Below are 13,218 nucleotides of genomic sequence, written 5' to 3'. Positions count from 1 at the left end.
CTCGCGTCAGGCGTACAGCGGGTTGATCTTGTCGGCATCGATGCCGTACTTCTTGATGGCGTCGGCCACCTTCTGCAGCGGCAGCTTGCCTTCGTCCGCCAGGCCCTTGAGGGCTGCCACCGTGATGTAGTGGCGGTTGATCTCGAAGTGCTCGCGCAGCTGGGAACGGAAATCGCTGCGGCCGTAGCCGTCGGCGCCCAGCACCAGGTACTCGCGATCGCGCGGGATGAACGGCCGGACCTGCTCGGCGTAGTTCTTCATGTAGTCGGTCGAAGCCACGACCGGACCCGGGTGGCCCTCGAGCTGCTGCGTCACGAAGGGCACGCGCGGCTTCTCGAGCGGGTGCAGCAGGTTCCAGCGGTCCACGTCCTGGCCCTCGCGCGTCAGCTCGTTGAAGCTCGGGCAGCTCCAGACGTCGGCCTGCACGCCCCAGTCGGTGGCCAGCAGCTTCTGCGCCTCCAGCGACTCGCGCAGGATCGAGCCCGAGCCGAGCAGCTGCACGCGCTTGTCGCCCTCTGCGCCCGGCTGGCAGAGATACATGCCCTTGAGGATCTGCTCCTCGGTGCCCGTCGTCAGGCCCGGCATCGGGTAGTTCTCGTTCAGCAGGGTGATGTAGTAGAAAACGTTCTCCTGCCTCTCCACCATGCGCTTGAGCCCGGCGTGCAGGATGACGGCCACCTCGTGCGCGAAGGTCGGGTCGTAGGTGACGCAGTTCGGGATGGTGTTGGCCAGGATGTGGCTGTGGCCGTCCTCGTGCTGCAGGCCCTCGCCGTTGAGCGTGGTGCGCCCGGAAGTACCGCCCAGGATGAAGCCGCGTGCCAGCATGTCACCCGCGGCCCAGGCGAAGTCGCCAAAGCGCTGGAACCCGAACATCGAGTAGTAGATGTAGAAGGGAATCATGATGCGGTTGTTCGTCGAATACGACGTCGCCGCGGCGATCCACGAACACATGCCACCGGCTTCGGTGATGCCTTCCTGCAGGATCTGGCCGTCCTCGGCCTCCTTGTAGTACATGACCTGCTCGCGGTCCTGCGGCGTGTACTGCTGGCCCTTCGGGTTGTAGATGCCGATCTGGCGGAACAGGCCTTCCATGCCGAAGGTGCGCGCCTCGTCGACCAGGATCGGCACCACGCGCGGGCCCAGCGCCTTGTCACGCAGCAGCTGAGTCAGGAAGCGGACGTAGGCCTGGGTCGTGCTGATCTCCCGACCTTCGGCCGTGGGCTCGAGCACGGCCTTGAAGGTCTCGAGCGACGGGATGGTGAAGCTCTCGTCGGCCTTCTCGCGACGCGTCGGCAGGTAGCCGCCCAGCGCCTGGCGCCGCTCGTGGAGGTACTGCATCTCGGGCGTGTCATCTGCCGGCTTGTAGTAGGGCAGCTTGTCCAGCTCGCTATCCGGGATCGGGATGTTGAAGCGGTCGCGGATGTACCGGATGTCGTCGTCGTCCAGCAGCTTCGTCTGGTGCACCACGTTCTTGCCCTCTCCGGCCTTGCCCATGCCGTAGCCCTTGACGGTCTTGACCAGCAGCACCGTGGGCTGGCCCTTGTGCTCGTTGGCGGCGTGGAAGGCGGCATAGACTTTCTCCGGATCATGGCCACCGCGACGCAGGTCCCAGATCTCCTCGTCGGTCAGGTGCTCGACCAGCTTGGCGGTCTCGGGATACTTGCCGAAGAAATGCTCGCGGATGTAGGCGCCGTCCTTGGAGCGATAGGTCTGGTAGTCGCCGTCCACCGTCTCCATCATGAGCTGGCGCAGCTTGCCGTCCTTGTCGCGGCGCAGCAGGTCGTCCCAGCCCTTGCCCCAGATCAGCTTGATCACGTTCCAGCCGGCGCCGCGGAAGTCGCCTTCCAGCTCCTGGATGATCTTGCCGTTGCCGCGCACCGGGCCGTCGAGGCGCTGCAGGTTGCAGTTGATGACGAAGATCAGGTTGTCCAGGTTCTCGCGCGCGGCCAGGCTGATCGCGCCCTTGCTCTCGGGCTCGTCCATCTCGCCGTCGCCCAGGAACACCCAGACCTTGCGGTTGTCGGTCTTGGCGATGCCGCGCGCGTGCAGGTACTTGAGGAAGCGCGCCTGGTAGATCGCCATCATCGGGCCCAGGCCCATGCTCACCGTGGAGTACTGCCAGAAGCCCGGCATCAGGTGCGGGTGCGGATAGCTGGACAGGCCCTTGCCATGCACCTCCTGGCGGAAGTTCTCGAGCTGCTCCTCGGTGATGCGGCCCTCGAGGTAGGCGCGCGCGTAGATGCCGGGCGCGCTGTGACCCTGGAAATAGATGCAGTCGCCGCCGTGGCCCTCGCTCTCGGCGTGCCAGAAGTGGTTGAAGCCGGCCCCCCACATGCTGGCCAGCGAACCGAAGGAGCCGATGTGGCCGCCCAGGCTGCCGCCCTCGGGCGGATCGAAGCGGTTCGCGCGCACGACCATCGCCATGGCGTTCCAGCGCATGAAGGCGCGCAGGCGCTTCTCGATCGCGATATTGCCGGGGCAGCGCGCTTCCTGCTCGGGTTCCAGCGTGTTGACGTAGCCCGTATTGGCCGAGAACGGCAGGTCGATGCTGCTCTGGCGCGCGTGTTCCAGCAGGTTCTCCAGCAGGAAGTGCGCTCGCTCCGGGCCCTCCTTCTCGATCACGGCGGACAGGGCATCCATCCACTCGCGGGTCTCCTGGATATCAATGTCGGAGCCGACATTGAAAGGCGAATTGGGCGCTACGGGCATCGCGTTGTCTCCTTTGACGTCTGTTTCAAACCATTGTGGACCAAAAACTGGAGCGAATCATCGCATATCCCGCATCAAATTTCAAATCTTGATTGTATATTTCATAATACGATATTCAGTGCCTGCCTTTGGGCGCTGGCACCTTGATCCAAGCACGGCTGCCCTACACTGCACGCATGCCCGCATCCACCCTGTCCAGACGCCCGCGCGGCCCGGCCGGCGCCTTGCGTCGCTGGTGGACCCACCTGTCCGGAATCCACCGGGAACGCTGGATTCACTTCGGACCGCTGTTCACGGTGCTGCTGTTCATGGCGGTCATCATGGCGGCCTTTGGCTATTTGCGCATGGAGGAAGTCCGGCGCGAGCGCGAAGGGCTCAAGCGCGACGTCGAATACGCGCAGCAACGCATGCGCCTGCGACTGCTGGAGCGCCAGGAGCAGCTGATGCGGCTGGCGCGCGACATCGCCAACCGCGAGGTGGGCGCCGCCCAATTCGGCAGCCGCGCCGAAGCGCTGGTCGCGCAGTACCCGGAACTGCTGTCGATCGGCTGGGTCGATGCGCGCCGGCGCGTGCTGGCGATCCAGACCACCCCCAGCGCACCGCCGCAGCGCGACTGGATGGACGGCGGCACGCTACGCGCCGACGAGGCCGAGAACGGCTTCGGCCTGGCGCGCGACCTGCGCCAGCCGGTCTACACCCTGCCGCCGGCGCCGCGCGACGGCGAGCCGACCCTGCAACTGCACGTGCCGATCACCCCGCGTGGCCAGTTCACCGGCGAACTGCTGGCCGAATACGGCGTCGACGGCCTGCTGCGCTATGCCGTGCCGAGCGAGGTGCTGGCCAAGTACGCCGTGGCCCTGCTCGACGCGCAGGGCCAGCTGCTCACCGGGCAGAACATTCCGGCGCGGCCCAGCGTGTCGGAACACCTGCCATGGAGCGGCAAGGTCAACGAATTCGAGATCCCGGTCTCGCCGGTCGGCAACGGCCTGATCCTGCGCGCCCAGGCCTGGCGCACCTCGCAGGGCCTGATCGGAAGCGCCATCTTCTGGCTGGTGATGGGCCTGTCGGCCATGACCGCCTGGATGCTGATCGCCAACTGGCGCCAGTCGCGTCGACGCCAGCAGGCGCAGGCGGCGCTCGAGGCCGAAACCACCTTCCGCAGGGCGATGGAAAACTCGATGCTCACCGGCATGCGGGCGCTCGACCTCCAGGGCCGGATTACCTACGTCAATCCCGCCTTCTGCAAGATGACCGGCTGGCGCGAGGAAGACCTGCTGGGCCAGACCGAGCCGTTTGCCTACTGGCCGAGCGAGGACCACGACGCGCTGGCCGCACGCCTGACCGAAGAGCTCGGCGGCGCGGCCGATCCGGCCGGCTTCCAGATGCGCGTCAAGCGCAAGGACGGCTCGGTGTTCGACGCGCGACTCTACGTCTCACCCCTGATCGATGCCAGCGGCCGGCAGACTGGCTGGATGGCGTCGATGACCGACATCACCGAACCCAACCGCGTGCGCCGCCAGCTTTCGGCCTCGTACGAACGCTTCACCACGGTCCTCGAAGCACTCGACGCCTCGGTCTCGGTGGCACCGCTGGGCAGCGAGGAGCTGCTGTTCGCCAACAAGCTGTACCGCCAGTGGTTCGGGGCCACCACCGAGGGCCATCTCAAGCTGGTGCTGCGTGGCGGCACGGCCGGCACGCTGACCTCGGACGAAAGCCTGGACGCGGTCGACTCGTTTGCCGGCCTGCCCCTGGACACGCTGGCCACCACGCCCCTGGCCGAGCATGCCGAGATCTACCTGGAGCGTCTGGACAAGTGGCTGGAGGTGCGCTCGCGCTACCTCAACTGGGTCGACGGTCGCCTGGCGCAGATGGTGATCGCCACCGACATCACGGTGCGCCGCCACGCCGAGGAACAGGCCGCCGCGCAGGCCGAGCGCGCACAGACCGCCAGCCGCCTGATCACCATGGGTGAAATGGCCTCCAGCGTGGCACACGAACTGAACCAGCCGCTGACGGCCATCACCAACTACTGCACCGGCATGATCTCGCGCATCCGCAGTGGCCAGATTGGACAGGACGAACTGCTGGCGGCGCTGGAGAAGACTGCGCGCCAGGCGCAACGCGCCGGCCAGGTGGTGCAGCATATCCGCAGCTTCGTCAAGCGCAGCGAGCCACGCCGCCAGCTGGCCGAAGTGGCGACCATCGTCGACCAGGTGGTGGAGCTGGCAGAGATCGACCTGCGCCGACGCCAGGTGCGCATTGCGCGCATCGTCGAATCGCGCCTGCCGGCGCTCTACGTCGACCCAATCCTGATCGAGCAGGTGCTGATGAACCTGATCAAGAACGGCGCGGACGCGATCGACGCCGCCGGTCGCACGGGCGCCGAACGCGTGGTCGAATTGCGGGTCGAAGCGCGCCACATCGAAGCGCAGCCCGTGGTGCAGTTCAGCGTCACCGACACCGGAGGCGGGCTCTCGCAGGAAGCCTTCGACCGCCTGTATGAAGCCTTCTTCTCGACCAAGAACGAGGGCATGGGGATCGGCCTGAACCTGTGCCGCTCGATCATCGAGTCGCACCAGGGACGGATCCATGCGGAGAACCTCTACAATGCCGGCCAAGTCGTGGGCTGCCGCTTCACTTTCTGGATCCCGGTTGGCCCGAGTCAACAAGCCGACCCCGGGAGCGCCGGGGAAGGCCAGATGAAGGTCATTGCATGAATCTGATGCCCAAGCGCGGCACGGTCTACGTCGTCGACGACGACGAGGCGGTCCGGGACTCCGTCCAGTGGATGCTGGAGGGCCAGGATTTCCGCGTGCGCTGCTTTGAATCGGCCGAGACATTCCTGGCGCGCTACGACCCGCGTGAAATCGGCTGCCTGCTGGTCGACATCCGCATGCACGGCATGAGCGGCCTGGACCTGCAGGACCGGCTGATGGAACGCGCGTCGCCGCTGCCGATCGCCTTCGTCACCGGCCACGGCGACGTGCCGATGGCCGTCGACACCATGAAGAAGGGGGCCATGGACTTCATCCAGAAGCCGTTCGACGAGGACAGCCTGGTGCCCCTGGTCGATCGCATGCTGGAGCAGGCGCGCAGCGCCTTTGCCGAACACCAGCAGGCCGCCAACCGCGACGCCCTGCTGGCCAAGCTGACCGGGCGCGAGGCGCAGGTGCTCGAGCGCATCGTCGCGGGTCGCCTGAACAAGCAGATCGCCGACGACCTGGGCATCAGCATCAAGACGGTGGAGGCGCACCGCGCCAACATCATGGAAAAGCTCGGTGCCAACACCGTGGCCGACCTGCTGAAGGTCGCGCTCGGGCCGGGCACCGCCAAGGCCTGACTCCGGCTCGCATGGCATCCACCGCCGATTCGGCGTGGGCTGGACCGGCTCCCCTCTTGAAAACCGCGGGCTTCTCATGAGTGCTCAACTGATCGATGGCAACGCGCTGGCGCGCCAGATCCGCGACCAGGTGGTAGGGCGCACGGCGGCGCTGAAGGCGCGTGGCGTGGAGCCCCGCCTCACCATCATTCTGGTCGGCGATGACCCGGCCAGCCAGGTCTACACGCGCCACAAGGTGGCCGACAGCAGCGAGACCGGCCTGGCGGCCACGCTCGAGCGCTACCCCGCCACGCTGCCCGAGGGCGAACTGCTGGCGCGCATCGACGCGCTCAACCGCGACCCCGCGATCCACGGCATCCTGGTGCAGTTGCCGCTGCCGCCCCACATGGATGCGCAGCAGGTGATCGCCGCCATTGCGCCCGCCAAGGACGTGGATGGCTTTCACGTCGCCAGCGCCGGCGCCCTGTTGACCGGGCTGCCCGGCTTCTGGCCTTGCACCCCGCACGGCTGCATGAAGATGCTGGAATCGATCGGCATGACCGAGTTGAGCGGCCGGCACGCGGTGGTGATCGGGCGCTCCAACATTGTCGGCAAGCCGATGGCGCTGATGCTGCTGGCCGCCAACGCCACGGTCACCATCTGCCACTCGCGCACGCGCGATCTGGCCGCGCACACGCGCCAGGCCGACATCGTGGTGGCGGCGGTGGGCAAGCGCGGCGTGCTCACGGCCGGCATGGTCAAGCCCGGCGCGGTGGTGATCGACGTCGGCATGAACCGCGACGAGGCCGGCAAGCTGTGCGGCGACGTCGACTTCGAAGGCGTGCGCCGGGTGGCCGGCTGGATCACCCCGGTGCCCGGCGGCGTGGGGCCCATGACGCGCGCCATGCTGCTGGTGAACACCATCGAAGCGGCCGAGCGCAGCGCGCGAGTTGCGAAAGCGTCATGAAGCCGGTGCCGGGTGGCACTGGCGACGCCACGCACCCTGCCACCTCCGGCAAAATCCGGCGATCCCTTGACACAGGGTCAACCGGCACCAACTGGCTGGAATGAACACCGACGCACCCAACCCCCTGCTCGACTTCAGCGGCCTGCCGCGCTTCGATCGGATCCGGCCCGAAGACGTGGCGCCAGCGGTCGATACCCTGCTGCAGGCAGCCGAAACCGCGCTGGAGCAGGCGACGCAGCCCGGGCACCCGGCCGACTGGACCGCCATTTCGCGCACGCTGGACGTGCCGGTCGAGCGGCTGGGCCGCGCCTGGAGTGCCGTCTCGCACCTCAAGGCCGTGCTCGACTCGCCCGAGTTGCGCGCGGCCTACAACGCCGCCCTGCCCCGCATCACCGACTTCCACACCCGCCTGGGCGCGGACGAGCGCCTGTACGCGAAGTACAAGGCGATCGACCCGGCCACGCTCAACGCCGAGCAGCGCCAGGCCCTGAAGAATGCGCTGCGCGCCTTCGTGCTGGGCGGCGCCGAGCTCACTGGCACGGCCAAGCAGCGCTTTGCCGAGATCCAGGACCAGCTGGCGCGGCTGTCGCAGCAATTCAGCGAAAACGCGCTCGACGCCACCGACACCTTTGCCCATTACGTCGGTGCCGACCAGCTCGCCGGCGTGCCGGCCGACGTGCAGGCAGCGGCGCGCGCGGCGGCGGAGGCCGAGAACCGCGCGGACTACAAGCTGACCCTCAAGCTTCCGTGCTACCTGCCCGTCATGCAGTTCGCCGACAGCGCGTCGCTGCGCCAGCTTCTCTACCGCGCCTACGTCACGCGTGCCAGCGACCAGGCCGAGGGCGAAGCGCGCCGCTACGACAACACGGCGGTGATGCACCAGATCCTGGCGCTGCGGCGCGAAGAGGCACGGCTGCTTGGCTACACCAACTTCGGCGAGGTTTCGCTGGTGCCCAAGATGGCCGATTCGCCGGCGCAGGTGACCGAGTTCCTGCGCACGTTGGCCGCCAAGGCGCGCCCCTATGCCGAGCGCGACCTGGCCGACCTGCGCGCGTTCGCCGCGCGTGAACTGGATCTGGCCGATCCGCAGGCCTGGGACTGGCCCTACATCGGCGAGAAACTGAAGGAAGCGCGCTACGCCTTCAGCGAGCAGGAGGTCAAGCAGTACTTCACCGCGCCCAAGGTGCTGGCAGGCCTGTTCCAGATCGTCGAAACCCTGTTCGAGGTGGCGATCCGCAAGGACGAGGCGCCGGTCTGGCACCCCTCGGTCGAGTTCTACCGCATCGAGCGCGGGGGCCACTTGCTGGGCCAGTTCTACCTGGACCCCGGTGCGCGCGCGGGCAAGCGGGCTGGCGCCTGGATGGACGACGCGCGGGCGCGCTGGCTGCGCCCCGACACCGGAGCCCTGCAGACGCCGGTGGCGCACCTGGTGTGCAACTTCGCCGAGGGCGTGGACGGCAAGCCGCCGCTGCTGACCCACGACGACGTGATCACCCTGTTCCATGAATTCGGCCACGGCCTGCACCACATGCTGACCCAGGTGGACGAACACGATGTCTCGGGCATCAGCGGTGTCGAGTGGGACGCGGTCGAGCTGCCGAGCCAGTTCATGGAGAATTTCTGCTGGGAATGGAGCGTGCTGCGCCACTTGACGGCGCACGTGGACACCGGCGAGCCGCTGCCACGCGCGCTGTTCGACAAGATGCTGGCGGCGCGCAACTACCAGGCCGGGCTGCAGACGCTGCGCCAGGTCGAGCTGGCCCTGTTCGACATGCTGCTGCACACCGAGCACGAGCCGGCGGCCGACTTCCAGCCCCTGCTGCGCGCTGTGCGCGACGAGGTCGCGGTGCTGCAGCCGCCGCCCTTCAACCGCATGGCCCACACCTTCAGCCACATCTTCGGCGGGGGCTATGCCGCCGGCTACTACAGCTACAAGTGGGCCGAGGTGCTGTCCGCCGACGCCTACGCAGCCTTCGAGGAAACGGCGGCGCCCGACGGCACGCCGAGCGTCGAAACCGGCCGCCGCTACCGGCAGGCCATCCTGGAGGCCGGTGGCAGTCGGCCCGCCATGGAATCGTTCCAGCAATTCCGCGGTCGCGCACCCAGCATGGATGCCCTGCTGCGCCACCAGGGGATGACATGAAGCCAAGTTGCCCGAACCAGCGCCGCGCGCGCCGCCGCACGACCTCCATGCCCACGCTGCTGGCTGGGCTCGGCCTGGCGCTGTTCGCGTCGACGACGCTGGCGCAGGTGCACCGATCGGTCGGCCCCGACGGGCGCGTCACCTATTCGGACGCGCCGGCGTCCGCGGCCCGGGCGGAGCACTCCGCCGCCGCGACGGCTGCCCTGCCCTTTGCCCTGCGACAGGCCATGCAGCGCTATCCGGTGACACTGTACAGCGCTGCCCAGTGCGCGCCCTGCGACAGCGGGCGCCAGTTGCTGGTGCGCCGCGGCATCCCGTTCACCGAGAAGACCGTCGAAACCGCCACCGACGTGGCGGCGCTGGAGCGCCTGGCGGGCGCACGCGAACTGCCCGTGCTCACCGTTGGCACCCAGCAGATCAAGGGCTTCTCGGACATCGACTGGAACCAGTACCTGGATGCCGCCGGCTATGCCCGCACCTCGCAACTGCCCAGCGGATGGCAGCAGCCGGCGGCCACGCCACTGGCCCCCGCCCAACTGGCACGTCCCGCCAACGCGCCGTCAGCGCCGCCGGTCGAAGACACGACCAGCGAGGCCGAGCCGGCCGTCACGCCAACACCCACCAGCACGAACCCGGCCGGCATCCGATTCTGAAGCGAACCTCAATCCGGCCGTTGGATGCGCCCGGCAGTGCCGTCATCGGCGTGCCGGGCAAGGATGAGTACTGCGGCTTTCGAGAAATCCACGAGCGGCCAACTGCCGGATTTGGCGTGAAACACCCGCTGCGCCGCCACGTACCATGAAAAAACCACCCCGCGGGGTGGCTTTTTCATGGCATCGGCCCACATCTGCGGGCCGATGCACCGAGCAGCGCTCACTTGGTGACCGATTCGGCCGCTTCCTTGGCGGCTTCGGTGGCCTTGCTGGCTGCATCAGCCGCGGCCTTGGCGGCATCTTCCGCCGCGGCCTTGGCGGCATCGCCGGCAGCGCTCGCGGCATCGCTGATCGCCTGGCCCGCCGAAGCGGCGGCTTCGCCGGCTGCCGACGCGGCATTCGAGGCGGCCGTGGCCGCTTCACTGGCAGCGGTGGCGGCGGCATCGCTGGCCTGCTCGGCCGGCGCAGCGCTCTCGGCAGCCGGCGCGGCGCTTTCCGCCGGCGCAGGCGCGGGCGCAGCGCTTTCGGCCGGCTGTTCCACCGGAGCCGGCGCGGGCGCCGGGGCGGCTGCTTCTTCCTTCTGGCCACAGGCCGTGAGGGCAACGGCGGCCACCAGCGCCGCCAGGACGAGAGACTTGTTCATTTGCATGTTTCCAGCTTTGATGAATGAGGGGGTGTCTTCGAAAAATTTCGGCACGTCCGGGTCGCCGGCGTGCCGCACGAGAGAAAAGCACCCGAGCCTTTTCAACTCAAGCAAAAATTATAGCGTCTGCACTTTGATACAAAAGGCTTTCCGAGGTTTTTTGGGTCACTTCTGCACAATCCGTCACAACCCTAACGTATCCGCAGGAAACGCCGTGCTGCTGCGCGTCAGCCAGTCCTCGAGGGTCTCGCGCAACTGGCGGCGTCGTTCGGGTTCGCTGCCGCTGAAGCCCCGACTGCGCAGCACGTCCTGGCGCTCCAGCACCCATGCGGGCGTCCACAGGATGCAGGGCACGTCCTGCGCGTCCACGCCGGGCAGCCCGCGCGCGTCGATCTTGTGGGACCATTGGCGGCGCCAGGCCACGAAGCGCGGTTGCGTGCGCACCACCGTGTCGTAGCGGCGTGCCAGCAGCGTCAGGCGCTGGCCGCCGGACAGCACCCAGGACGTCAGCGACTCGATCACGGCACGCTCGCCCAGCGGCCAGTCGTGGAAGTCCGCGTCGGCCAGGATCAGCTCGCGCCAGCGGCAGCGCGCCGCCTCGGCCAGCGCCGTGCGCACCAGCTCGCGGAAGGTCTCGCGCCCGATGAACGCACCCTGCGGCAAGCCGGCCCCGGGCGCATCCGGCAGCGTGTCGTCAGTCGCCCTGTGCATGAAGCCACCCTGCCCGCCACCAATCATCCACCAGTTCGCGCGCCGGCGCCGTGAGCTGCGCGCGTGCGTGCGCGCCCAACCTGCGTTCATCGGCCAGGCGCCGCATGAGCCGGGCATCGCGCCCGCCGGCCCGATAGCCCTCGCCGTTGATGAACACGTGGCGTGCGTCGTACATCATGCGCGTACGGCGATCCAGCACCAGATCGCCCGTGGCGGCCGCGCGGACGGGCGCATCGAACCATACGCCGGGCTTGGGCTCGGTCAACCATTCGCCCAGCACCAGGGCCAGCAGGCTGGCGTCGGCGGTGGCACGGCGGACTGTCTCACGGGCGAACTCGAACAGCGCTGCGGGAATCTCGCCTGGAGCTGCAACAGCGGCCTGGCCCGGGTCCCGATAAGCCAGTTCCCCGTGCCGAGCGTCGCCTTCGTCGGCCAGGCGCTGCAGCAGTTCGCGCGCCAGCTCGCCGCGCGACGGCTGGCGAAAGCCGATCGAATACGTCATGCACTCGCCCACCGCCACGCCGTCGTGGGCCCAGTGCGGCGGCAGATAGAGCATGTCGCCGGGCTCCAGCAGGTATTCCTGCTCGGGCTCGAAGTGCGCCAGGATCTTCAGCGGCAGGCCCTCGACCAAGGACAGGTCGCGCTGGCGCCCAATGCGCCAGCGCCGCTGCCCGTGCGCCTGGAGCAGGAACACGTCATAGCTGTCGAAGTGCGGCCCCACTCCGCCACCATCGCTGGCGTAGCTGATCATCAGGTCGTCCAGCCGCGCATCGGGCACGAAGCGGAATTGCCCCAGCAACTGGTGCGCCGCGTCCAGGTGCAGGTCCACGCCCTGCACCAGCAGGGTCCAGTGCGTCTGGTTCAGAGCGGGCAGCGCGCGCCGCGCGAACGGCCCGTGACGCAGGCGCCATCGGCCTTGTGCCTGGCTCAGCAGCCGCGATTCGACGCCTTCGCGGCCAGCCAGTTCGAACAGGGCCGCGCGTGACAGCAGCGGCGTGAAGCCAGGGACCGCCTGGCGCACCAGCAGGGGCTTCTTCTGCCAGTGGCGCCGCATGAAGCGCGCAGGCGACAGGCCGCCCAGCAGGCCGAGGGGGATTGAAGGTTCCATGGGCTGCAAGCATACGCAAACCTCCCGACCCACTCGCCACGCAGCCGGCCATCGACGCGGTCTCACACGAACACGGGCGCGCGCGGCGAACGACAACTGACAACGCGCCCCTCCGATGACACAGCTGTCACACGGCGACTCGTGCCAGAGCCGGCTTCGCCGACTCCGCTCCTAAACGGACAGCGGTCTCAGCAATCGGGCTGGAAGGGCGCCGGATCCACCGGTGGCGGCTCGTCCGCCATCAGATGCTGCAACAGTACGGCACTGCCGCAGGCGAGGGTGAAGCCCAGGCCGCCATGGCCGATGTTGAGCCACAAGTTATCACCGGCACGGCTGCGACCAATCCGAGGCATGCCGTCCGGCGTTGCTGGACGTTCACCCGCCCAAGGCTGCGCTGCATCCAGATCCACGGCCGGCAACAGCTCGCGCGCCTGCTGCTTCATCAGAGCGACGCGGTCGGGCTCCACCACGTCCCCGCGCACGCCAATACCGACCATTGCAACAATGCGCAGGGTGTCTCCCAGACTCACGTAGACAGTACGTCGCTCATAGTCAGTTACGCTGATGGCGGGAGCACTCGCGCCCTGCCCGGGCACGCTGAGACTGTATCCCTTGATCGGATAGAGGAGCGGCGAGCTACCCAACGGCAACATCAGGTGCCGGCTCGCCATACCGGCAGCGATCACGAAGTGATCGGCTTGGATACGGCGGACATCACAGCGTGCCGCCACGATACGACCCCCGCGTCGCTCCAGGTAGCGTACCGGACTGTCCATGTGGATGGATACACCGTCCATGCCACACAACTGCTCGAACAGGCCTTCGGTGAGCTTCTCGCACGAACCGGCTTCCTCACTGGGCGTATAGACGGCGCCAGCGATGGTGCAACGCACTGGCGCCAACGCCGGCTCTAGGGAAACTCTGCATAACCTAGACACCACGCCTGTTGCGTGAGACAGTCGCAC

At 67.9% G+C, this 13,218-nt stretch carries 10 protein-coding genes and 1 pseudogene; 5 read left to right on the top strand and 6 right to left on the bottom strand.

What is annotated here, in order from left to right; genetic code table 11:
* Positions 1-6: 6 nt before the first annotated feature.
* Positions 7-2,709 (bottom strand): pyruvate dehydrogenase (acetyl-transferring), homodimeric type, encoded by a 2,703-nt coding sequence (gene aceE / locus PKA16_RS03790; protein WP_324400559.1) that lies wholly within the window; start codon positions 2,707-2,709, stop codon positions 7-9.
* A gap of 176 nt (positions 2,710-2,885) precedes the next feature.
* Between aceE and PKA16_RS03785 the strand changes: the two genes are divergently transcribed.
* From PKA16_RS03785 to PKA16_RS03765, 5 genes are all read left to right on the top strand, one after another.
* A complete protein-coding gene (locus PKA16_RS03785; protein ID WP_324400557.1) occupies positions 2,886-5,426 on the top strand; it encodes a PAS domain S-box protein in 2,541 nt (846 codons plus the stop codon).
* Positions 5,423-6,049: a response regulator gene (locus PKA16_RS03780; RefSeq protein ID WP_324400555.1), complete on the top strand. Its 627-nt coding sequence runs from the start codon at positions 5,423-5,425 to the stop codon at positions 6,047-6,049. Before PKA16_RS03785 ends, PKA16_RS03780 begins: the two co-directional genes overlap by 4 nt.
* 76 nt (positions 6,050-6,125) lie before the next feature.
* On the top strand, positions 6,126-6,995 hold the full coding sequence (locus PKA16_RS03775) for a bifunctional methylenetetrahydrofolate dehydrogenase/methenyltetrahydrofolate cyclohydrolase (protein ID WP_324400553.1): 870 nt from the start codon (positions 6,126-6,128) through the stop codon (positions 6,993-6,995).
* A gap of 100 nt (positions 6,996-7,095) precedes the next feature.
* Positions 7,096-9,138: a M3 family metallopeptidase gene (locus tag PKA16_RS03770; protein ID WP_324400551.1), complete on the top strand. Its 2,043-nt coding sequence runs from the start codon at positions 7,096-7,098 to the stop codon at positions 9,136-9,138.
* A 47-nt stretch (positions 9,139-9,185) separates the two neighbouring features.
* Positions 9,186-9,791 carry a glutaredoxin family protein gene (locus PKA16_RS03765; RefSeq protein WP_324400549.1) on the top strand — a complete coding sequence of 202 codons (606 nt, stop codon included), beginning with the start codon at positions 9,186-9,188 and terminating at the stop codon, positions 9,789-9,791.
* A gap of 8 nt (positions 9,792-9,799) precedes the next feature.
* On the opposite strand, the gene PKA16_RS03760 is transcribed toward PKA16_RS03765, so the two are convergent.
* The 5 genes and pseudogenes from PKA16_RS03760 to PKA16_RS03740 form a co-directional block, all read right to left on the bottom strand.
* Positions 9,800-9,970, bottom strand: coding sequence for a hypothetical protein (locus PKA16_RS03760; RefSeq protein ID WP_324400547.1), 171 nt, complete (start codon positions 9,968-9,970; stop codon positions 9,800-9,802).
* A 182-nt stretch (positions 9,971-10,152) separates the two neighbouring features.
* Positions 10,153-10,434, bottom strand: a pseudogene (locus tag PKA16_RS03755) (hypothetical protein); the annotation flags it as partial.
* Positions 10,435-10,617: 183 nt separating this feature from the next.
* Positions 10,618-11,145 (bottom strand): hypothetical protein, encoded by a 528-nt coding sequence (locus PKA16_RS03750; RefSeq protein ID WP_324400544.1) that lies wholly within the window; start codon positions 11,143-11,145, stop codon positions 10,618-10,620.
* Positions 11,129-12,253: a cupin domain-containing protein gene (locus tag PKA16_RS03745; protein WP_324400542.1), complete on the bottom strand. Its 1,125-nt coding sequence runs from the start codon at positions 12,251-12,253 to the stop codon at positions 11,129-11,131. The genes PKA16_RS03750 and PKA16_RS03745 overlap by 17 nt, the downstream gene beginning before the upstream one ends.
* A gap of 188 nt (positions 12,254-12,441) precedes the next feature.
* Positions 12,442-13,218 (bottom strand): FAD-dependent oxidoreductase (locus PKA16_RS03740; protein ID WP_324400540.1); only part of this gene is annotated, 777 nt, incomplete at its 5' end.

The organism is Ottowia sp. (assembly GCF_035325765.1).
Lineage (GTDB): Bacteria > Pseudomonadota > Gammaproteobacteria > Burkholderiales > Burkholderiaceae_C > Ottowia.
This window is presented reverse-complemented; position numbering and strand designations above follow the sequence as displayed.

Excerpts from the sequence above, each read along its gene's own strand:
- PKA16_RS03770 (WP_324400551.1), top strand. The coding sequence starts at position 7,096 with ATGAACACCGACGCACCCAACCCCCTGCTCGACTTCAGCGGCCTGCCG.
- PKA16_RS03760 (WP_324400547.1), bottom strand. The coding sequence starts at position 9,970 with ATGAAAAAGCCACCCCGCGGGGTGGTTTTTTCATGGTACGTGGCGGCG.
- PKA16_RS03775 (WP_324400553.1), top strand. The coding sequence starts at position 6,126 with ATGAGTGCTCAACTGATCGATGGCAACGCGCTGGCGCGCCAGATCCGC.
- PKA16_RS03780 (WP_324400555.1), top strand. The coding sequence starts at position 5,423 with ATGAATCTGATGCCCAAGCGCGGCACGGTCTACGTCGTCGACGACGAC.
- PKA16_RS03765 (WP_324400549.1), top strand. The coding sequence starts at position 9,186 with ATGCCCACGCTGCTGGCTGGGCTCGGCCTGGCGCTGTTCGCGTCGACG.
- PKA16_RS03745 (WP_324400542.1), bottom strand. The coding sequence starts at position 12,253 with ATGGAACCTTCAATCCCCCTCGGCCTGCTGGGCGGCCTGTCGCCTGCG.
- PKA16_RS03785 (WP_324400557.1), top strand. The coding sequence starts at position 2,886 with ATGCCCGCATCCACCCTGTCCAGACGCCCGCGCGGCCCGGCCGGCGCC.
- aceE (WP_324400559.1), bottom strand. The coding sequence starts at position 2,709 with ATGCCCGTAGCGCCCAATTCGCCTTTCAATGTCGGCTCCGACATTGAT.
- PKA16_RS03750 (WP_324400544.1), bottom strand. The coding sequence starts at position 11,145 with ATGCACAGGGCGACTGACGACACGCTGCCGGATGCGCCCGGGGCCGGC.